Origin of the sequence: Desulfitobacterium nosdiversum (genome assembly GCF_049860565.1) — a bacterium.
GTDB classification, from domain to species: domain Bacteria; phylum Bacillota; class Desulfitobacteriia; order Desulfitobacteriales; family Desulfitobacteriaceae; genus Desulfitobacterium_A; species Desulfitobacterium_A nosdiversum.
In genome coordinates this window covers 53,465-73,436 of record NZ_CP172056.1, presented here as the reverse complement: position 1 = coordinate 73,436, position 19,972 = coordinate 53,465, and the positions used below count along the sequence as shown (strand labels likewise).

The 19,972-nt window shown below is 41.7% G+C and carries 20 protein-coding genes, 1 pseudogene and 1 riboswitch; of the genes and pseudogenes, 18 read left to right on the top strand and 3 right to left on the bottom strand.

The window, feature by feature from the left end; translation table 11 throughout:
• Positions 1 to 153, top strand: coding sequence for a hypothetical protein (locus ACHOLT_RS00395; protein ID WP_425804911.1), 153 nt, complete (start codon positions 1 to 3; stop codon positions 151 to 153).
• Between the two features lie 533 nt (positions 154 to 686).
• Positions 687 to 2,273 (top strand): annotated as a pseudogene (locus tag ACHOLT_RS00390) (IS1182 family transposase).
• Between the two features lie 86 nt (positions 2,274 to 2,359).
• On the opposite strand, the gene tnpC reads toward ACHOLT_RS00390, so the two are convergent.
• Both tnpC and ACHOLT_RS00380 read right to left on the bottom strand, forming a co-directional pair.
• Complete coding sequence (tnpC, locus tag ACHOLT_RS00385) at positions 2,360 to 3,655, bottom strand: IS66 family transposase (RefSeq protein WP_425804908.1); 1,296 nt, start codon at positions 3,653 to 3,655, stop codon at positions 2,360 to 2,362.
• A gap of 248 nt (positions 3,656 to 3,903) precedes the next feature.
• Positions 3,904 to 4,620 carry a hypothetical protein gene (locus ACHOLT_RS00380; RefSeq protein ID WP_425804906.1) on the bottom strand — a complete coding sequence of 239 codons (717 nt, stop codon included), beginning with the start codon at positions 4,618 to 4,620 and terminating at the stop codon, positions 3,904 to 3,906.
• Positions 4,621 to 4,752: 132 nt separating this feature from the next.
• Between ACHOLT_RS00380 and ACHOLT_RS00375 the strand changes: the two genes are divergently transcribed.
• The 5 genes from ACHOLT_RS00375 (at position 4,753) to ACHOLT_RS00355 (ending at position 6,778) form a co-directional block, all read left to right on the top strand.
• A complete protein-coding gene (locus tag ACHOLT_RS00375; RefSeq protein WP_425804903.1) occupies positions 4,753 to 4,893 on the top strand; it encodes a hypothetical protein in 141 nt (46 codons plus the stop codon).
• An 84-nt stretch (positions 4,894 to 4,977) separates the two neighbouring features.
• Complete coding sequence (locus tag ACHOLT_RS00370; protein WP_425804900.1) at positions 4,978 to 5,442, top strand: hypothetical protein; 465 nt, start codon at positions 4,978 to 4,980, stop codon at positions 5,440 to 5,442.
• A gap of 2 nt (positions 5,443 to 5,444) precedes the next feature.
• The gene (locus ACHOLT_RS00365) at positions 5,445 to 6,143 is read left to right on the top strand and encodes a hypothetical protein (RefSeq protein WP_425804898.1); all 699 of its coding nucleotides are present in this window, start codon (positions 5,445 to 5,447) and stop codon (positions 6,141 to 6,143) included.
• A gap of 12 nt (positions 6,144 to 6,155) precedes the next feature.
• Complete coding sequence (locus ACHOLT_RS00360) at positions 6,156 to 6,572, top strand: phage integrase N-terminal SAM-like domain-containing protein (protein ID WP_425804896.1); 417 nt, start codon at positions 6,156 to 6,158, stop codon at positions 6,570 to 6,572.
• A gap of 5 nt (positions 6,573 to 6,577) precedes the next feature.
• The gene (locus ACHOLT_RS00355) at positions 6,578 to 6,778 is read left to right on the top strand and encodes a hypothetical protein (protein ID WP_425804894.1); all 201 of its coding nucleotides are present in this window, start codon (positions 6,578 to 6,580) and stop codon (positions 6,776 to 6,778) included.
• A gap of 283 nt (positions 6,779 to 7,061) precedes the next feature.
• On the opposite strand, the gene ACHOLT_RS00350 is transcribed toward ACHOLT_RS00355, so the two are convergent.
• Positions 7,062 to 8,417: an IS4 family transposase gene (locus ACHOLT_RS00350; protein WP_425803741.1), complete on the bottom strand. Its 1,356-nt coding sequence runs from the start codon at positions 8,415 to 8,417 to the stop codon at positions 7,062 to 7,064.
• Positions 8,418 to 8,796: 379 nt separating this feature from the next.
• Between ACHOLT_RS00350 and ACHOLT_RS00345 the strand changes: the two genes are divergently transcribed.
• The 11 genes from ACHOLT_RS00345 to ACHOLT_RS00295 all read left to right on the top strand — a co-directional run bounded on the left by ACHOLT_RS00345 (position 8,797) and on the right by ACHOLT_RS00295 (position 19,890).
• On the top strand, positions 8,797 to 9,804 hold the full coding sequence (locus tag ACHOLT_RS00345; RefSeq protein ID WP_425804891.1) for a methyl-accepting chemotaxis protein: 1,008 nt from the start codon (positions 8,797 to 8,799) through the stop codon (positions 9,802 to 9,804).
• A 159-nt stretch (positions 9,805 to 9,963) separates the two neighbouring features.
• Positions 9,964 to 10,404 (top strand): HutP family protein, encoded by a 441-nt coding sequence (locus ACHOLT_RS00340; protein WP_425804889.1) that lies wholly within the window; start codon positions 9,964 to 9,966, stop codon positions 10,402 to 10,404.
• A 24-nt stretch (positions 10,405 to 10,428) separates the two neighbouring features.
• Positions 10,429 to 10,767 (top strand): P-II family nitrogen regulator, encoded by a 339-nt coding sequence (locus ACHOLT_RS00335; protein ID WP_425804886.1) that lies wholly within the window; start codon positions 10,429 to 10,431, stop codon positions 10,765 to 10,767.
• A gap of 138 nt (positions 10,768 to 10,905) precedes the next feature.
• Positions 10,906 to 11,631, top strand: a complete 726-nt coding sequence (locus tag ACHOLT_RS00330; protein ID WP_425804883.1) for an amino acid ABC transporter ATP-binding protein — start codon at positions 10,906 to 10,908, stop codon at positions 11,629 to 11,631.
• 30 nt (positions 11,632 to 11,661) lie between these two features.
• Positions 11,662 to 12,477 (top strand): transporter substrate-binding domain-containing protein, encoded by an 816-nt coding sequence (locus ACHOLT_RS00325; protein ID WP_425804880.1) that lies wholly within the window; start codon positions 11,662 to 11,664, stop codon positions 12,475 to 12,477.
• 2 nt (positions 12,478 to 12,479) lie between these two features.
• Positions 12,480 to 13,151, top strand: coding sequence for an amino acid ABC transporter permease (locus ACHOLT_RS00320; protein WP_425808212.1), 672 nt, complete (start codon positions 12,480 to 12,482; stop codon positions 13,149 to 13,151).
• Entirely contained in the window at positions 13,151 to 13,798 is a 648-nt protein-coding gene (locus tag ACHOLT_RS00315) for an amino acid ABC transporter permease (protein WP_425804878.1), read from the top strand. The genes ACHOLT_RS00320 and ACHOLT_RS00315 overlap by 1 nt, the downstream gene beginning before the upstream one ends.
• A gap of 263 nt (positions 13,799 to 14,061) precedes the next feature.
• Positions 14,062 to 14,146: riboswitch (ZMP/ZTP riboswitch) on the top strand.
• A 102-nt stretch (positions 14,147 to 14,248) separates the two neighbouring features.
• On the top strand, positions 14,249 to 16,483 hold the full coding sequence (pflB, locus tag ACHOLT_RS00310; protein WP_425808210.1) for a formate C-acetyltransferase: 2,235 nt from the start codon (positions 14,249 to 14,251) through the stop codon (positions 16,481 to 16,483).
• 275 nt (positions 16,484 to 16,758) lie between these two features.
• Positions 16,759 to 17,490, top strand: a complete 732-nt coding sequence (gene pflA, locus ACHOLT_RS00305; protein ID WP_425804876.1) for a pyruvate formate-lyase-activating protein — start codon at positions 16,759 to 16,761, stop codon at positions 17,488 to 17,490.
• 612 nt (positions 17,491 to 18,102) lie between these two features.
• A complete protein-coding gene (locus ACHOLT_RS00300) occupies positions 18,103 to 19,494 on the top strand; it encodes an ammonium transporter (RefSeq protein ID WP_425804874.1) in 1,392 nt (463 codons plus the stop codon).
• 57 nt (positions 19,495 to 19,551) lie between these two features.
• Positions 19,552 to 19,890, top strand: coding sequence for a P-II family nitrogen regulator (locus ACHOLT_RS00295; RefSeq protein ID WP_425804872.1), 339 nt, complete (start codon positions 19,552 to 19,554; stop codon positions 19,888 to 19,890).
• The last annotated feature ends 82 nt before the right edge of the window (positions 19,891 to 19,972 follow it).

Sequence of the window (19,972 nt, the reverse complement as noted above, 5' to 3'; positions counted from 1 at the left end):
ATGGAGAACGTAGGTATTGGTATTATAGGGGCTTTTGGTTCTTTAGGATATGTTACGACAATATTAGAAGCTGTATTTTATGTATCAGCGATTATTGTATCATTTAAAGCAATACAAGCTTTAGATATATATATTAATAAAAATACTAGATAATATAATTTTCATAGTATGCGCTACAATGTCTTTTAGATTTTTGATTTCTGCTGTATGCAGTTTCTCTAATATGTGTAGATTTACTAATCGTATAGGATAAGCTACAGAGTGAATATTACGGTCTAAAGTTCCACTCGGGGATTCTACCCTAAAGCGAAGGGATGGGGCTTACTCCAAAGGAATCCATCATTGGAGCCTCATTCCTCGACCCATTGAAGCGTCCGATGTGGGGCCCCATGTCAAGTCTACCCTGGAGTAACTTATCGACGACTGGACCCAATCGAATCTGTTGGGCTCCAGAACGACTGGAACGAAAGTCCGGACAGGGTGGTAATTTACACCCGGATTATTCACAGAGCAATTATGTAATTGTCAAATCTTAAGCACCTGAATAAAGAAAAAGGGGCTGTGTGAAAACATAGTCGAGAGAAACCGCTAGAAATCATTAGATTTCGGCGGTTTCTCCGCGTATTGGGGAGAAAAATGGTATAATTAAGGCAAGGAAAGAACGAGATGGGGTAGATGTTTTCTTCTTGTCAAAACCGGGAAAGAAAGTACATGACAAAGTTATTTTCAAAGAATATAACCAGAATCAACTTAGCTTACCGATGGATCTGGAATGTCTGATCCCTCCCAATCATATGGTTCGAATCGTCAATTCCGCCATCGATCAGATGGATCTGAAACTACTTTTAGCCAAATATCCCGGAGGTGGGCGTTCGAGTTATCATCCCGTTATGATGACCAAACTGCTCATCTATGCTTATACCGATAAGATTTTTTCCAGCCGCCGCATAGAAAAGGCAGCCCGCGAAAACATCATGTATATGTGGTTGTGTGGAGGAAATAGCCCGGATTTTAAAACGATTAACAGTTTCCGGGGAGAACGAATGAAAGATGCGCTGGTTGAGATTTTTAGTGAAGTTGTTGAACTTTTACATAAACAGGGCTATATCAAGCTGGAAAATTACTTTTTAGACGGAACGAAAATCGAAGCCAATGCCAATAAATATAGCTGGGTCTGGGGAAAATCAACCAAGCGCTACAAAGAAAAACTGCAGGAAAAGTGACGAGAACTCTTTGAGTTTGCAGAGTTGACCAATCAGAAAGAAAATGAGGAGTATGGGGACCGAAACCTGGAAGAACTGGGAGAAGAGAAACCGATTAGCTCCCAAGCGATAGAAGAAGCGGTTAAACGGATTGATGAACGGCTGTCCACGAACCCAAAGGAAAAGAAACTCATTAAAGTTAAAAGATTCTTGCTCAAAGATTACTTACCCCGAATGAAGAAATACGAAAAACAAGAAGAACTGCTGGCAGAGCGCAACAGCTACTCGAAAACGGATACAGACGCAACCTTCATGCGAATGAAAGAAGATGCCATGAAAAACGGGCAACTGAAGCCAGGTTACAATGTCCAGATAGGAACAGAAAATCAATTTGTCGTAGGATACAGCATCCATCAATCAGCAGGTGACACCAGTTGCATGAAAGAGCACCTAGAAGAGTTGAAAAAAAACCTAGGGGGTAAGCTCCCGGCCAACATCGTTGCCGATGCCGGTTATGGAAGCGAAGAGAATTATGAATATCTGGCTCAAGAGAACCTTGGGAACTATGTCAAATACAATACCTTTCATAAAGAAGCAACAGCCAAGTGGAAATCCGATCCGACCCTGGTTCAGAATTGGTTATATGATGAACAGAAGGATGAATACACGTGCGGGTTTGGTAAAGTTCTAAGATTCAAGTACATAAAATCTCAGAAAAGCAAGAGGGGCTATCGAAGTACAATCCGAGTCTATCAAAGTGATGATTGTCAAGAGTGTCCGTACCGCAAGCGTTGTATCAAGCAAGGCAATAATCCTAATTTCAAGAAGCAGATATACATTAACCCTAAAGGCAATGAACTAAAAGCAGAAGCACGGGCTAATCTGACCAGCGAATATGGGCTGAAAATGCGTAGCTTAAGACCTATAGAGGTGGAAAGTGTCTTTGGAGATATCAAAGGCAATTTTGGTGTGCGACGATTCATTCTCAAGGGATTAGAAAAGGTCAAGCTGGAATGGGGATTACATTGTATTGCCCATAACATGAGAAAACTGGCTGCCGTCTTGGGATAGACGGTCGGCCAGTATAGCTTTCCTCATTCTGAAACCTTTTAAGGGACCGTGAGAAACTAAAGTTTCAACACGGTCTCATGAATTTCTTAACTTTTAGTTTTGTAACAGATAGACGGAAGCTCTTTGGACCAAGGAACAAACTTCTCAATCCGTTCCGGATATAGGCTGAAATCGGTATTCGGCATCTCTTTCAATAAATAGACCAGATATTCGTAAACTTTCAGGTTATTGGCCAGGGCAGTCTGTACGATGCTGTATACTATGGAACTATCAATTGCTCCTCGGTCTGTTTTCATGGTAACCCAGTTCTTACGTCCCAGAGTGAAGGGGCGGATACTTCTCTCGATCAAATTATTGGTGAGTTCCAAGCGACCATCTAAAAGGACGTTTTTAAAATATGGCCACTGGTTCAGCGCATAATTTATGGCTTCATAGGCATGGGATTTAGGAACCGCGAGGGGCTTGGTCTCTTTAAGCCACGCCAAAAAGGCATCCATCATCGGTTTTAAAAGGGTGAGACGCTTGTTATACCGTTCTTCTGGTTCGGCATCCTTGTATTTCTTTTCAATGTGGAATAGGTAGTCGCAGTATTCTTGCCCTTTGAAGCAGAACGTTTTCTTTTGCTCCTCCGGACTCAAGGCCTTAATGGCATCCGTAAATTTTCGCTTTATATGAGCGAGGCAGCCCACTACTGTGATCCCTGGGCCCAGACGATGGTAGACCTCATAGCCGTCGGTATGCAAAAATCCGGTATAGTCCTTGCGAAACTCCTGAGCGGATTCCGATGCCCGGCTTTCATGGAATTCATAGTAGATAATCGGCTCGTCATGCTCTCCACTGCAGTAAACCCAGACATAGCATTTCTTCTTAGCATCTCTGCCATCCTGCTGCACAACGCGAGTCCAAGTCTCATCAGCGTGCAAAACATCTTTGCTTAGAAGCGTACTTCTCATATGGATATAGATCCTTGAAAAATATTCTTCTGAACAGTGGAGGACCCAATTACTCATGTTTTGCAGGGAGATCCGGACGCTGTCCATACGATCAAACTCTTTCTCAATCCGGGTCAGGGGCAGGGCCTTGGTATATTTACTGTTGATGATGCCTGCGATGAGTTCCGGAGTGGCAAAGCTTCCGGGAATCGGCAAGTTGGGCATATCCGCACGAACAAAGGGAATTTTATCGTTTTCTCCTTGATTCTTTTCACACTCGCGGCAGGTATAGACATAGCGGCGATGTTCCTCGACCTCAAAATGAGCCGGTACAAGTTTCAGGGTTCGTGTAACTTCCACCTTCATATCGTGCAATGGGCCTGCGCACACCGGACAGATCTGCTGCTCAACTTGCTGTCTTCTGATCATGGATTGCTCTTCTTGAGCCATAGATAATTCCTCCTTCAATAGTCTTGAGGCAATTATCTCAGTTCCAACCGTGTATTTCTATGTGCAGAGTTTTTGACAATTACGCAATTATCATCAGACATAGCAGTCAGCCCTTTATATAATTCTCTTTTTGAACTTGCCTTTTTTATTTCACCTTATAACCTGAATAGCCTCAAAAAAAGAAGCCTTTTGGCTTCTTTTTTTGAGGCTTATCTATTATTTACCCATTGAGATAACTTCTTTGGCTTTTAGGAGGTAAATGATTCAACAATTTGAAATGGCTGTTGTGTTTTAATGACAATACCTGTTTTTGGATCCGTAAAGGCAAAAGTTATTGTACCACTTGCATTAGCATAAACAAGTAGTCTATTACCAGAAATAACCCATCCTTTAGTATCGTATGCTATATTATCTAAATTAATAGCATCTGTGTAATACCAACTGCCTGGACTGTCAACACTTATAAATTCACCATTACCCCCGTCATAAACTGACATTGTACTATAGTGTATAAGTACATTACCAATAAATGATGAAGTGTTCGAAAAATTTGCTTGACCGCTAAGAGGTTTGGATATTTGCATTGATAAAGGAGTAATACTTTCAGCTTGAATAGATATTTTATTTGGAATATTACTTTCATCAATATTTATTTTATTTTGTTCTTTTAATTTTAATAATTTATCAACATTTTCATTGTACCTAATCGTAGCTTTGATTAAATCTTTTTTAGTTTCACTAAGAATTGATTTAAAGGCATCTCTTGTCACTGGTTTATAGTTACTCGCATCTACTATTTCAAGTTTCCAGCCGTATTTTTCATACAGCTGCGTCATTGTTTGGGAATATTCTTCCACTCCAATCAATTCAGATTTTGTAACTTCTTCAGCACCGAAAGCTTGCACATTACCAAGACATAACATGATTACGACAGTTAAGACAAGTAATAAGCTTTTCTTCTTCATAGTAATCCCTCCCTTTTTTAACATTATTTTACTACAGCAATGCAAAAAAGTAAATAGTGAAGAAGAGAACTTTTTAAAAGCTTCTTTCAAATAATTTTAATTCTGGCTTTCAGCTACCCTTTTAATTTTAAAATGAAGGATGTGCTTACCTGTCCCGAAGCAGCGGAGAACAAAATCAAGCATTATGCCCGCGAAGGCAAATTTACAGAGGGATGTGGCGATCCGGCAGGAATTGGCTTATCACTCGGAAGGTATATAGAAATAGGGGTTTAAAGCCCAAAAAACTCATAAGATAATTTTTTAAGCCATTCATAAGTAAATTGCCCTAAGTCGCACATACAAAAACCTAAAAAGAGGATGGAGGAAATAAGCAGACTTAAAAAGTGTACTGGAACGGTTGTACCATTAAAAAAAGAGGATGAGTACATATCTTTTGATGATATTTCAGAATCGGAAATTATTCCATTGTTTGATCTGCTTTCTCTGGAAATGGGAATTGGGTTAGCCTTAAAAAAGTTTGCTGTTGACTGGACGGTCAATATAATGAGTTGTGATATTCCTCTTGATAACTTTGGCTTATTCTGTGATTCGCTTAAACGAGTCTATATTTGTATCAATGGCTTTCGAGGCTACGCGAAAAGTACAAGACCTAAGATTGGGTTTCATATTCAGTGGATTTTTGAATCTCCGTACTGGTCCCCACGAGTTATCGAGTTGAAATTAGAAAAGGGCACACCTATGGCATGGTTTAATTTGGTGAGTCGATCATGGGAAATTACATATGTACAGGAAGGATATGAAGGATTGAGAAGGAGAGATTGAAAATGTCAAAGTATCCTTTTATTTATGCCAAGGAACTTAAGAAGGAGTTTGAAGTATACGGAAGCTTTTATACTTTAAACTTAGGAAACGGTCAGTCTATTGAGTGTCGAAATGCCCTTGAGATTGTAAGACGAGATAAATACGGATTAAACCGACCAACTAATGAGCTGCCTGATGCTATTGCTATCATGATGAATTCAGGTTCTTCTAGACCTAAAAAATCAAGTGATATTCCTGTTCAGGTTAAATTAAAAGACGTCTTATCCAAAAATGAAGTATTGAGGCATTGGGTAGTAACGCAACCAGACACCACACAATTTATGCAGATGATGGTTGCCAATTATAAAGGATGGGATTACATACGAATTCTTAACTTATCCGATATTCGATGCCCCAAAAGTCCGGTCTTTAAGACTATGCTAAGAGAGCTGCCAACCATTGTTCACAGTATCTTTTCAGATGAACGATCGATAGAACGTAATGAAATGCTTAATATCAAAGATAACGGCTCCTATATCTTGGCATGGGGAACAGATAATTTTTTACTTGAGTTAGCGAACCAAGCATTACCTTATATTCCGACAGAAAAACGAGTCGGCATTCCATACCATGATTCCAACGCATTATATATACACGCCAGTCCTTTATTACACGAACGAAAGGTTGCATGGCTAGAAGCTATCATGGAGCAATTGGCATGATCGGAGGTTATTATGGATCACATATCATCATGGCTCTACAAACTCGAAGAAGAAGGCAAAAGCCCGAATACCCTCCGTGCTTATAGACAACGACTTAATCTCTTTCAGTCTTGGTTTGAGGAAACAAATGAGTACCCCTTTGCACCTGATAATGTCACTCCAACGGATCTGCGGGAATACAAGAGTTTCCTCCAAAACGTACAAAAACGAAAGGCTCAGACGGTGAATCTAACACTGAATGCCATCGAATCCTGGCTCACTTTTAATGATAAAGTCGTGAAGGCTCCACCCCGAGTAAAAACGGTAAAAGGATCGCCGCAGGCTCTTGATAAAAAGGAGAAGCACGCCTTAATGAGGGCTGTGGAACGTGCCGGAGATCGTAAGGCGAACGCCCTAATTACGATGTTTTTAAATACGGCCTTCGTTTAAGTGAGATGGCTGCACTCGATTTGGAGGATATTACAATCGAGGTTAAACCATCGACTGGAATGATTTCATTGCAAGTGAATATTACGGTTGAGAGTTCCACCTGTCCGGATGGATGGTTGGTTCCAACCATTCCGGACAGGGTGGTAATTTGCACCCGGATTATTCACAAGTTAAAAACCTCGAATGATGATATCCGAGGTAGCTGATTTAAAGGGCGTTACGTATTGATTTTACATTCAATGGTACTTCTAAATCCCTTGTAGGCTTAATCCTACAAGGGATTTCAGCTATTATGTAAAAATAATGATAATGTGTTGACGCATCGGTAATCCAGCTTACGTCGACTGTACTAAAGGTAAATTACTTGTTGTTGGGCAAAAATTTGTTAACTTATAGCTTTTGTTTTCTAAATGTCCATACCATGAAGACAAAACAGAGGTTTTTTACACGGGCATTATAAAATATTTGCATCCGTTTATGTTATCTAACTCAACTTTCGCACCCCGGTTGTGCGAATAAAGCCTTGATATAACTGGGCAATTCGCTCATCCATTTCTGTAATTGACTAAGTAAAGATTCTTTGCTCTCTGATTTATTGGTTAAAAGGTCGAGAACAAAGGCCATTAACTGACGTAATGCCGTTTTTAAGTTTAAGTCTATGACTTCATCGGCGAAAAGATAGAATAATCCTCCAAGGGAGCGTTCATCATTGTTCTCTCGTCGTTCCCATTCTAGGATGAGATAACGGGAAAAGACAATGGTTGTATGGCTGATCATCATGTCGAAGGACCGTCCTTGGAATTCAGTGCCCAATTTCAAGTGAGACTTAGCCATTTTGAAAAAGGTCTCAATACTCCAACGCATACCGTAAATCCTCACGATTTCAGCATTATCTAAAGCCAGATCTGTTGTTAGAATAGCCAACCATTCTCTCCGATTATTGCGATTCTGGACGAAGACAATTTTAAGGGGTAAACCATTAGGCGTTTGAACGCGAACTGAACCTAGAATTTCTGCTTTCGCGTTTTTAGGGACTTTGGCATACAGCTCACGCAAACTTAAGGACTGTTCCTCAAGAATATAACGTTGTTTGAGTTCCTTGACCATTCCAATGACGTGAAGTCCCTTATCCATGAGCATTTGAAGCAGTGGTGCATGAGTAAACCAACTATCCATGAGGACGTAATCCGCTGAGAAGCCAGCCTTTAGAGAGCGTTCAAGCATTTGTACGACAGCGTCCGGTTTGTGGCTCATGGATTCCACACGTCGTTTGTAGCCTGTCGTGCGTTTGTCCAAGTCTTCCCGCATTTCACAAAGACGGTTTTTGGCCTTGGCTGAACTCATCAAGGTAAAATCGAGGGGCGCAAAGCTATAGCCATCGGACCAGCCCAGCGTTAACATGTTATATCCGCGAATAAAGCGGCCTGAGACATGATCATAAATACGGGCTAAAAGTTCAACCTTTCTGCTGCGTTCTCGGCACATGACAGAATCGTCGACGATAAAAACGCGGATACGATGTGAGGAGGTGAGGCTTTCAAACCGCGCAACAACCTTGAGGCTCAAGAGTTGATAGAAACGCCTCCAGTTATAGCTGGATTCATTGAGAAATCGATAGATAACATCTTTACCTGGAAGGGACTCACCCCGATTACTTTCTAGCAGTCGAAAGAGATTTCGACCTTGGAAGACTAACTGAAAGATGATCTGGAATACAGCAAGGCTCGAAATCCCATAAGTCTTGCGGATTCCAGCTTTTCGCAAAATTTGACCAATCTTGAGAGTAGAAAAAACGAAAGAAAGTTGATTTTGATGCTGTTCAGGCAGAGAGTTGTGTTGTAACATTGAAGTACGCACCTTTCTGTTTTGGATTGATGGTGGTTTGGTCACTTCCATTTTACCAATTCGAAAGGTGTTTTTCTGTCAATGTACAATATTATTTTGTTCCAACCCAGTTATGGCCTGGGTTACAGCATGATTTCGCGGTGCGAAAGTTGAGTAACGTTCAAATGATTTTAAATAAGTATACAATATCCAATTCATAATTGACTTGTGTACAAAAATAGAGAACGGTATAATTATTTCAGGATTTATTTCACATAGTTTATTGTACACAGATCTGTGTACAAAGGATAGTGAAATGGAAGCAAAGGTGCTTCAGGAGAATTGAATTCTCTTGGGGCATCTTTTTATCTTTATGAAGCATTTTAAGGGGGATATCATAATGGCGGATCAGACTCAAGTTAAACTCGATGCATCAGTTTTATTAGCCGAGCTCAAGGATGCAAATCAAAAGATGGGGAACGTGATTCACTCTATTCAGGAAATCGCTAAACATACTAACCTATTATCCCTCAATTCAGCTATTGAAGCCGCAAGGGCAGGTGATGCAGGGCGGGGCTTCGGTGTTGTTGCTGATGAAATTAAAAAACTTGCGACCCGGAGTTTAGCTTCTACAAAAGAAAGCACTCAGATTGTGGAAAACATTCAGACTACTGCCAACAAAGTTATGGCCGTACGTACCGCAGACGTTGCTTATGATACTATCGATAAAATTGACCGCAATCTCTTTGAACGCAACTGCGATGCTCAAGCTTGGGCAACTTTTGATAAAGTAAAGAATTGTTTCAAATCCACAGATCCCAATCGTGTCACAGCCGTTAACACACTCTTAAAAAAACTCGTAGATATCTATGAAGTCTATAGCGATCTGTTTGTACTCGATTATGAAGGCACTATTGTTGGAGCAGGAGTTCATAGTGAACTCATTGGAAAAAATATGGACGATCGGGCTTGGTTTATAGAAGCTAAAAAGGCAAATGCTATTTCGGTTAGTGACTTATATTTATCCTCGGTCGATAATCTCCATACAGTGGCCTATACATGCCCGATCCACAGTGATGAGGGAGAGATATTAGGATATTTTTCAACACGTTTTAATTGGAATTTCATTTATGACATTATCGATTCCGCACGAATCGGAAAAAACGGGGACATCTGGATCATCAATAAAGAAGGGTATGTCATTGCTAGCCGGGATCGAAAGGGAATATTAACTCAGAACATGAAGCATTTAGAAGCGGCTCGACGGGCAATTAATGGTGAGACCTACGGTGATTATTTGGAAGTGGACAATTACGGAAATTCTACTATTTATGGCTATGCTCATACACGAGGTTATAATGCATACAGAGGGAAGAACTGGTCGGCAATCATCCGCGAGACGCTTTAATTCAGCGGCAGGAAAAGATTGTATACATAGTTCTTTCCTGAAACGACTAGAACTTTTATAAAAAATATAGTAAAATGGGTTATCAAAGGCAATGGCGCCGTACAATGATCTGGTTTACCAGAGGATTGTACGGCATTTTGTGTTTTAAGGAGGGCTTATATGCAAGAGCGAAATAATAACAGTAGTGCTAAGCCTTCATTGGAACGTGAGGCACTCTTCCTCGTTTTAACCGAAACGCGGGAAAAAGAAAATGAGTTGAAGCAGGCGCTGATGTCTCAAAATCTAAATTGTGCTGTGACTGAAATTGGGGGAACGGTAGCAACACTCCATCCAACAGGAAAACTTACGCATTCAGTAATTGCCGCAGCTCTCAATACGGGGGTTATCCAAAAGGATCCCAAAGAGATTCATGCGGTGGTTCATGCAACTCTTGAAGCCAGCAATAGCATCTTTGTTCATACAAACAGCAATGCCAGTTTTGCACTAAAGATCGCAATGGTGACCGATGGAGATTGGATCGCTATAGCTATGTTTGGACGTACTTCTGTCAACGTACTTTCTGAACATTGCAGAGTTGGTTTAGGATTTATGCATTTATAAATTGGGGAAGGAGGAATAATGATCATGAAAAAGATTGAAGCCATTATTCGACCGGGGAAACTTGACTCAGTCATCACCACGCTGGACCAGCTGGGGGTTAAAGGAATTACGGTAAGTCAGGTCATTGGCTGCGGAAATCAAAAAGGCCATACCGAGGTTTATCGGGGAGTAGAGTATCAAGTCTTTTTACTTCCCAAAGTTAATATCGAAGCTGTCGTACCGGATGAGTCTGTAGAAGATGTTGTTAAGACTCTTTCCGATGCAGCCCGAACCGGGGAAGTAGGAGACGGCAAAATTTTCATAACGGATATTGAAGATGCCATAAGAATTCGGACTGGTGAGAGCGGACAGGAAGCTCTGTAATACATGATACATGATACATGATACATGCATTAATAGGCTTGTCGTGTTATAGAATACGTGATATTATTTGAAATATTAGAACACGAAAAAATCAGCGAAAAGATGGAGATTAAGACACAAAGCAGGAGGACAAGCAAAGTGATTCAACTCGAAGGGTTACACAAGTATTTTGGGTCATTACATGTTCTAAAAGGGATCGATCTTAAGGTCGAATCAGGCGAAAAATTAGTTGTAATCGGCCCCAGTGGCTCAGGTAAGAGTACTTTAATCCGCTGCATGAACCTTTTAGAAAAGCCAAGTTCAGGTAAGGTAACCGTTGATGGGATAGATATCACTGCGCATAAGGCTCCGATCACAAAAGTCCGAGAATCCGTTGCGATGGTTTTTCAGCAATTTAATCTCTATCCCCACAAGACAGTTCTAGAAAACTTAACGCTTGCCCCAATTTTAATAAAGAAAGTTCCTAAAGAAGAGGCAGATAAATCAGGAATGGCTTTTCTGGAACGTGTAGGTTTAAAACAGAAGGCCGATGCCTACCCAGCTCAGCTTTCAGGAGGACAACAACAGCGTGTTGCCATTGCAAGGGCATTAAACATGCGCCCTAAAATTATGCTTTTTGACGAGCCTACATCCGCTTTGGATCCAGAGATGATCCAAGAAGTTTTGGATGTTATGGTTGACTTGGCGCATGAAGGAATTACGATGGTTGTCGTTACTCATGAAATGGGATTTGCGCGGCAGGTTGCTGATCGGGTCGTCTTTATGGATCAGGGTGAAATTCTAGAACAAGGGACTCCCGAGCATTTCTTCTCAAACCCAACCCATGATCGAACCAAACAATTCTTGAGTCGGATTATTCGTTAGAAAGCTATTAAAAAATAAGGGGGATTTTTTGTGAAAAAAATAGGTGTTTTAATGATGAGTGCATTGCTTGTCGGCAGTCTGTTAGCGGGATGCGGTTCGGCGGCGGCTCCTTCGACATCCGGTAATGCGGCTTCAACGGTTTCATCAGATGTTAAAGCGATTAAAGATCGCGGTGTATTAAAAGTTGGGGTTAAAGTCGACGTGCCTAAGTTTGGTTACAAAGATCCTCAAACGAACAAAATTGATGGATTTGAAATTGATTTAGCCAAAGAAATGGCTAAGAAAATTATTGGTGACCCGGAAAAAATCGAGTTGACACCGGTTACGGCAAAAACTCGGGGACCTCTATTGGATAATGGCAATGTTGATATGGATATTTCAACCTTTACGATTACGGAAGAACGTAAACAAAGCTATAACTTCTCTGATCCCTACTATACCGACGGCGTAGGCTTACTCGTTAAAAAAGCGCCCGGATATCAAAGCTTAAAAGATTTAAACGGTAAGAAAATCGGGGTAGCCCAAAGCTCAACCAGTAAGCAGGCAGTTCAAGCTGAAGCGGATAAATTAGGAGTTAAAGTGACCTTCCAAGAATTCGCAACTTACCCTGAAGTTAAAGCGGCCTTGGATTCCGGCCGGGTCGATGCTTTCTCCGTTGACCGTTCCATTCTGTTTGGCTACTTAGACGATTCCACAACAATGCTGCAAGATAAATTCAGCCCGCAGGAATACGGAATTACAACGAAAAAGGGAAATGACGGACTTGCGAAGTTGGTTAATGATACGGTGGGCGAATTCAAGAAATCCGGAGATCTAGATAAACTCATTAAGAAGTGGGGTCTGTAAAAGTGGTTGGACCATTTGCCTGGTTTAAATGGCAAGCACTCTTCCGAGATTGGCATATTTTTGCAGAGGGATTTGGTAATACCATCTTAGCTTCAGCTCTGGCACTTGCCTTGGCTTTGGCCTTAGGCATTGTCTTTGGAGTATTGGGAACGACGCATAATCGGCTGCTTAAAGCAATAAACCGCGTTTACGTTGAGTTTATTCAGAATACCCCTCTGGTCATCCAAGTATTCTTTGTTTACAACGGACTGCCTCATTTGGGAATAATGCTTCCTGTTATGGCAGTTGGGGTATTGGGTGTAGGAGTTTATCATGGTGCCTATATTGCGGAAGTTGTGAGAGCCGGCATTGAGTCGATTCATCGCGGGCAAATGGAAGCCGCTTTATCCCAAGGGTTTACTTTTGTGGAAGCAATGCGGTATGTCATTTTACCCCAAGCTGCTCGGGTTGTTTTGCCCCCTCTAACGAATCAAGCTGTAAGTTTAATTAAAAATACCTCTGTTTTGGCCATGGTTGCGGGCGGAGAACTGATGTATCATGCAGACTCCTGGTCGGCGGACAACCTCTTTTATGGTCCGGCGTACGTGACAGTGGGATTGCTTTATCTTGCGCTATGCTTCCCTTTAGCCCAATTTGCAAGCTATCTGGAGCGTAAGACGGAGGTGTCGATGTAATGCAGGCGGTATTTCAGCCTTACGTCTTTAAATTTTTGGGTCAAGGTTTATTAACAACGCTTTACATTGCCTTCATGACGATTGTGTTCAGTTTTATTTTTGGAACGATTCTCGGGATTGCCCGTTATTCGCGAAAACCAATAATTTGTCAAATCTCCGCTGTTTATATTGAGATTGTGCGGAACATTCCTTTGCTTTTGTTTATCCTTGTCATGCGCTTTGCAACAACATTAAAGCCTGTTAATTCGGGGATTCTTGCGATGACAATATTTACTTCAGCTATTATCGCTGAAATTGTCCGGGGCGGATTAAAATCCATTTCTACAGGACAGTGGGAAGCTGCGAAGTCACAAGGGTTTACGTATGTGCAGACATTATTCCACATTGTCTTGCCGCAAGCCTTGCGTAAGATGATTCCACCTCTTGTTTCCCAGTTTATTACGGTCTTAAAGGATACTTCCTTTGTCTGGGCTGTAGGGGTAGAAGAACTGACCGGTAAAGGATTAATCATTATGGGGCAGTTCGGATCGACGGCACAAGTATTTACCTTATTCGGAATGATTGCGCTTACGTATTTTGTTCTGAATTATGGTTTATCTGTTCTTGCACGGAATCAACAGCGGAAAGCCATTTATCAAAGCTTCTAGACCGGTTAAAAAATAACAAAGAAGAAGAGTTCTTGAATGATCATGATCATTTGAGGACTCTTCTTTATTACCTAAGTGTTACTTAATATGCACCAAGTAATTTAATAACTAAAAGGTATGTACTTGTTAGAAGAAAGTCGATGTACTAATATTTACGTGTTAGGAGATGTTGAATCGTGAATTTATTCAGACTTTTACAACTTAAAGTTTTCCTCTTGTCAGATAAAGTAAGCCTGATTATAATAGGCATATCAAATTTAATGATACAGTTACATGACTGGCGGAAGTATTGTAGGATTAACTACGATGAAGTGTAACTGCTAGAAGCCGACCGCCTGGGCAATTCGATTACAAGAATGTGAAAGAGTTGTCCGGGCGGTTTTTTTATTGACCGCATTACGTTTTGGACGCCTTGAACATCAACAAAACGGATGAGGGAGATGGATGAGTATGCAAAATTCTGAGTGGAAGGGATTTAATCAAGGTCCATGGGAAGACACAATTGATGTCCGTGATTTTATTCAAAAGAACTATGCCCCTTATTTAGGTAATGAAAACTTTTTATGCGAGAAAACAGAGAAAACAGCCTTGCTATGGGCTGAATGTCTGGAGGATTTGAAAAAGGAAAGAGCCAATGGCGGAGTTTTAAGTATTGATACGAAACATGTTACTGGAATCAATGCCTATGGCCCCGGTTATATTCAAAAAGAAAATGAAGTAATTTTTGGTCTTCAAACGGAAAAACCTTTAGAACGTTCCGTCAATCCCTTTGGTGGATTAAGAATGGCGAAGAAGTCCTGTGAAGCATACGGCGTTCATATGGACGAGACTCAAGAAGAGTTCTTTAGAAAGTATCGTAAGACCCATAATGACGGGGTTTTTGATGCATATACACCAGAGATGCGGAAAGCAAGAAGCCATGGGGTTATTACAGGCCTTCCGGATGCCTATGGACGAGGAAGAATCATCGGGGATTACCGAAGAGTAGCCCTATATGGTGTGAATACCCTGATCAAAGGGAAAGAGGAAGATCTTCTGTCTCTTGCATCTGTCCCAATGACCGAAGAAACGATCGGCTTAAGAGAAGAAATTAGGGAACAAATCAAAGCTCTGAAGGAGTTGATTGCGATGGCTGCGGGTTATGGATTCGACCTTACTCGTCCGGCAAAGAATGCACGTGAAGCATTTCAATGGGTATATTTTGCATATCTTGCTGCGATCAAGGCGGAAAATGGTGCGGCGATGTCGCTCGGCAGGGTGAGCACATTCCTGGATATTTATGTAGAACGGGATTTAGCTCAAGGTGTATTCACCGAAATCGAAGCGCAAGAACTTGTGGATCAATTTATCATCAAACTTCGTTTAGCCCGCGAATTAAGAACACCGGAATATGAAGAGCTTTTTGCCGGGGATCCGATGTGGATTACCGAATGCATCGGTGGAATGGGTGTCGATGGAAGAACGTTAGTTACTAAGAATTCCTATCGCTTTTTGCATACACTCTCCAATTTGGGACCGGCACCGGAGCCCAACTTGACTGTCCTTTGGTCTAAGGATCTGCCGGAGAATTTCAAAGCGTTTTGTTCGAAAACTTCAATTCAAACAAGTTCCGTTCAATACGAAAACGATGATTTAATGCGTGAATTCTTCGGAGATGATTATGGAATCGCATGTTGTGTTTCCGCAATGAAAATCGGTTATCAAATGCAGCTGTTTGGTGCGAGAGCGAACCTCGCTAAGTTACTGCTTCTTGCTATCAACGGCGGAAGAGATGAAAAAACAGGTGAACAATTGACTCCTGAAATTCCTGCCTTAGATGATGAAATTCTTGATTTTGATAAGGTTAAAAAGAACTTCGATTTTCTCCAAGATTGGCTTTCCAAGCTTTACATTAACACGCTGAATATCATTCATTATATGCATGATAGATATGCTTATGAGAGTATCCAAATGGCTTTACACGACAGCCAAGTAGAGAGGGTTATGGCACTGGGTATTGCCGGCTTCTCAGTTGTCGTTGATTCCTTAAGTGCTATTAAATATGCTAAAGTTTATCCCATTCGAAATGAGCAAGGGATTGCCGTCGATTTCCGAATTGAAGGCGGTCTTCCCAAATATGGCAATGATGACGACCGTGTAGACCAAATGGCTGTCGAGCTTGTTAAAAGCTTTAATGCCAACTTGAAAAAGTATCCGGCTCACCGTCATGCCAAGCATACCCTATCTGTTCTAACCATTACCTCGAACGTCATGTATGGCAAGAAAACAGGAGCAACCCCAGATGGAAGGAAAAAAGGAGAACCTTTTGCGCCGGGAGCAAATCCGATGCACGGACGAGATACGAATGGGGCATTAGCAAGCCTAAATTCTGTGGCTAAAATTCCTTATGAGCATTGCATGGATGGGATCAGCAATACGTTTTCCATTGTTCCAAAGGCCTTAGGCAAAGCAAAAGAAGAGCGCGAGACAAATCTGACGCATCTATTGGATGGCTACTTTATTCAACGGGCACACCATTTGAATGTGAATGTTATGGATCGCGGACTATTGGAAAAAGCGATGGAAGAGCCTGAAAACTATCCTCAATTAACCGTTCGTGTTTCCGGTTATGCTGTACACTTTACGAGGCTCAGCAAAGCGCATCAGCTTGAGGTGCTTAAGAGAACGTTCTTTGAGCGGATGTGAGTGAGTTACGTTACAGACGCGTGAACGAACGATCGTAGACCAAGCAATGGGCACAACTGCTTATGCAAGTTGTGGGATACCCTCCCAATTCGCCGTCCCTGGCTCACGGTCGGCGAGCGAAACCCTCCACTGGAGGCTTTCGCGTGTGACTCGTCCCACTATAAATAGAGCAGTTATGCCCAAGCTTGGTACCTACTCACGTTAAGTTCTCGCTAACTGTAATCGTAACTCGCTTTGAGGATTATTAAGAATTAAGTAAAGGGTGATACAAGAGCATGAAGGGAAGAATTCATTCGATCGAGAGCCTTGGCACAGTAGATGGACCTGGAATCCGATGCGTTGTTTTCCTGCAAGGATGTTCCCTGAGATGCCGATATTGTCATAACCCGGATACGTGGAATACTCAAGGCGGAACTGAAGTGGATTCTGAAGAAGTGGTCCAAAAGATACTTCGCTATAAACCTTACTTTGGGGACCAAGGCGGAGTCACATTATCAGGCGGAGAACCGCTGCTTCAGTCTGATTTTGCAGCGTCCATTCTAAAAGGCTGTAAGGAAAAAGGAATTCATACAGCCGTGGATACCTCAGGCTGGGTTGATATTCCGGCTTTAGAGAGGGTTTTACCCTATACTGACCTTTTCCTTTTGGATATTAAGGGCTTAAATCCGGAGGATTATCAATGGATTACAGGCCAACAAAACCATAAATTCAATTGGGCTTTAGAACTCATTAAACAATCAAAGACTGATGTTTGGTTCCGATATGTCTTCTTGCCGGGGATTAATGATTCAGAGGCACATCGGGCTAAGTTAGGGCAAATGGTTCGCTCTTTTTCCACGCAGGTTAAGAATATTGAGCTTCTTCCGTACCATCCTTTGGGAATTCATAAATGGGAAAAGCTCGGGCTGAGCTACTCTCTGTATGATCTTGAATCCCCAAGTCAGTTCGAAATTGATCGGTTTAACGAGGACTTAAGGAAGTTGTCATGTATACAATGTTATTCATAAAAGTGACTAGTCAGATTCAAAAGTATGCGCTATAATAACACCATCAAACACAAGAGACATTTATTACAAGAATTAAGAAATGGCAATGGCGCCATATAATGATCCGGAAATGATCTGGATGATTATATGGCGCTTTCTGTTTTCTTCAGTGAATATTGGTAAAGAGTTGCTTGAGTAAGGTTCAAAGATTTAGTTAAGCAGAAAGTAAAACTTAAGAGTAAATTGAAGTAGTCTAAGGGATTCTTTGCAAGAGTATTAGGGAAGAAACTAAGATTTAGGGATTAGAGATTAGAGATTTTAGGTCAGAGATTAAGAGAACGAGTTTCGAGAGATTTTAAGTTAAGTACATTAGTGGTTTAGACCACTTCATAATGAGCGGGCACCAAACGAGGTTTGGAGCGAAAAAGTGAAAGAGAGAGCCCTTATCTGAATGGATAGGCGTGTTCTCTCTTCTTTTTTATAAAACAAGCTAATAATTCATTTATTCCTTTAAGGAGGTGATGTCCTTCACAGACTCTGGTGTGAGGGTCGATCCAAGAAGTTAGGCCAAACGTCCACCACTTCTAAGAAATTACTCAATCCATGGAATCATTAACAAGGGGGTATACAGATATGAAAAGATTATGGACTTTATTAATCGCTCTTATAAGTATGTTAGCACTTCCTGCCACGGCTTTAGCGGCAGATGGCCCGGCCATAGACACTGGAGACACAAGCTTTATCATTGTTTCGGCAGCTTTGGTCTTTTTGATGACACCGGGTTTAGCTCTATTTTATGGTGGTATGGTCAGAAAGAAAAATGTTCTGAGCACGACCATGCATAGTTTTATTATCATGGCTTTAGCTTCAATACAATGGGTTTTGATTGGATTTACTCTCTCCTTTGGTCCTGACCAAGGCGGATTTATCGGAGCCTTGAATTGGCTTGGACTTAACGGAGTAGGTATTGATCCTAATGCTGATTACGCGGCGACAATACCTTTCATCGTATTTATGGCTTTCCAAATGATGTTTGCAATCATTACACCGGCTTTAATCACTGGATCTATTGCCGAACGCATGAGATTCCCTGCTTTTCTAGTTTTTATTGTCTTATGGATGACTTTCGTATATGATCCCTTGGCTCACTGGGTATGGGGTGTAGGCGGATTCTTACGGAATATGGGAGCCCTTGACTTTGCAGGCGGTACAGTCGTTCATATCAGTTCGGGTGTTTCTGGTCTAGTGGCGGCACTCGTTTTGGGTAAACGCAAAGGTTATGGCAAAGAATCTATGGCGCCGCATCAAATTCCATTAACAGTATTAGGAGCTGGGTTGCTCTGGTTCGGATGGTTCGGTTTCAATGCAGGTAGTGCACTTGGAGCCAATGGATTAGCTGGAATCGCTTTTGTTACAACGAATACCTCGGCAGCAGTAGCCGCTTTATCCTGGATGTTTGTAGAATGGCTCCATCGCGGCAAACCAACCTTGCTTGGTGCAGCCAGCGGTGCAGTAGCCGGTCTCGTTGCCATTACTCCCGGAGCAGGATTTGTTACTCCTTTAGCCTCTCTCTTTATTGGTTTAGTCGGAGGAGCCCTTTGCTACTTCGCAGTGAGTGTTCTTAAAGGAAAATTAGGTTATGATGATGCCTTAGACGCTTTCGGATGTCATGGCGTTGGCGGAATGTGGGGAGCTTTGGCAACAGGTATTTTCGCAACAAAAACCATCAATCCTGCAGGTGCAGATGGCCTCTTCTACGGTAACGCGGCACAGCTTGGAATTCAGGCCGTAGGTGTTGTAGTTACGATTGCCCTCGCAGCTGTCGCTACCTTTATTATCCTCAAAGTGGTTGGCGTATTCACAAAACTTCGTGCTACTGCGGAGGAAGAAGAAGTTGGATTGGATTTGTCAATGCACGGAGAAGAAGCTTATCCCGATTTTCTGGGCAATGGTTTTATTCCCAGCATTGTTTCCACAAAGCAAGTTTCTGTAAATGCAGCGACAAGCGGACAATCCACTCTTTAAGTTGAAAGCTGATCTTAAGTCCTGATTTATAGAACATTTAAATAGAGGAGGATTGACATGAAGAAAATTGAAGCGATTATTCGACCAGGTAAACTGGATAGTGTAAAAGACGCATTAGACCGATGCGGAGTAAATGGACTTACCGTAAGTCAAGTCATTGGCTGCGGGAATCAAAAAGGGCATACACAGGTTTATCGCGGAGTGGAATATTCGGTAAACCTGCTCCCTAAAGTTAAAGTTGAAGCTGTTGTGCCCGATAAGATTATTGATGAAGTCATTCGGATTATTTCTGAAGCGGCAAGAACCGGCGAAATTGGTGATGGTAAAATCTTTGTGACTCCAGTCGAAAATGCGGTGAAAATCAGAACCGGAGAATTCGGCGAAAAAGCACTGTAAGTCAACCTTAAGAAGAATCGGCAATGGCGCCGTATATGATCAGAGCATCAGCTTGATCATGATACGGCGCTTTCTTTTTCGA

Excerpts from the sequence above, each read along its gene's own strand:
- ACHOLT_RS00375 (WP_425804903.1), top strand. The coding sequence starts at position 4,753 with ATGAAGGATGTGCTTACCTGTCCCGAAGCAGCGGAGAACAAAATCAAG.
- ACHOLT_RS00380 (WP_425804906.1), bottom strand. The coding sequence starts at position 4,620 with ATGAAGAAGAAAAGCTTATTACTTGTCTTAACTGTCGTAATCATGTTA.
- ACHOLT_RS00365 (WP_425804898.1), top strand. The coding sequence starts at position 5,445 with ATGTCAAAGTATCCTTTTATTTATGCCAAGGAACTTAAGAAGGAGTTT.
- tnpC (WP_425804908.1), bottom strand. The coding sequence starts at position 3,655 with ATGGCTCAAGAAGAGCAATCCATGATCAGAAGACAGCAAGTTGAGCAG.
- ACHOLT_RS00395 (WP_425804911.1), top strand. The coding sequence starts at position 1 with ATGGAGAACGTAGGTATTGGTATTATAGGGGCTTTTGGTTCTTTAGGA.
- pflA (WP_425804876.1), top strand. The coding sequence starts at position 16,759 with ATGAAGGGAAGAATTCATTCGATCGAGAGCCTTGGCACAGTAGATGGA.
- ACHOLT_RS00335 (WP_425804886.1), top strand. The coding sequence starts at position 10,429 with ATGAAAAAGATTGAAGCCATTATTCGACCGGGGAAACTTGACTCAGTC.
- ACHOLT_RS00300 (WP_425804874.1), top strand. The coding sequence starts at position 18,103 with ATGAAAAGATTATGGACTTTATTAATCGCTCTTATAAGTATGTTAGCA.
- ACHOLT_RS00315 (WP_425804878.1), top strand. The coding sequence starts at position 13,151 with ATGCAGGCGGTATTTCAGCCTTACGTCTTTAAATTTTTGGGTCAAGGT.
- ACHOLT_RS00355 (WP_425804894.1), top strand. The coding sequence starts at position 6,578 with ATGGCTGCACTCGATTTGGAGGATATTACAATCGAGGTTAAACCATCG.
- ACHOLT_RS00340 (WP_425804889.1), top strand. The coding sequence starts at position 9,964 with ATGCAAGAGCGAAATAATAACAGTAGTGCTAAGCCTTCATTGGAACGT.
- ACHOLT_RS00360 (WP_425804896.1), top strand. The coding sequence starts at position 6,156 with ATGGATCACATATCATCATGGCTCTACAAACTCGAAGAAGAAGGCAAA.
- pflB (WP_425808210.1), top strand. The coding sequence starts at position 14,249 with ATGCAAAATTCTGAGTGGAAGGGATTTAATCAAGGTCCATGGGAAGAC.
- ACHOLT_RS00295 (WP_425804872.1), top strand. The coding sequence starts at position 19,552 with ATGAAGAAAATTGAAGCGATTATTCGACCAGGTAAACTGGATAGTGTA.
- ACHOLT_RS00370 (WP_425804900.1), top strand. The coding sequence starts at position 4,978 with ATGGAGGAAATAAGCAGACTTAAAAAGTGTACTGGAACGGTTGTACCA.
- ACHOLT_RS00345 (WP_425804891.1), top strand. The coding sequence starts at position 8,797 with ATGGCGGATCAGACTCAAGTTAAACTCGATGCATCAGTTTTATTAGCC.
- ACHOLT_RS00350 (WP_425803741.1), bottom strand. The coding sequence starts at position 8,417 with ATGTTACAACACAACTCTCTGCCTGAACAGCATCAAAATCAACTTTCT.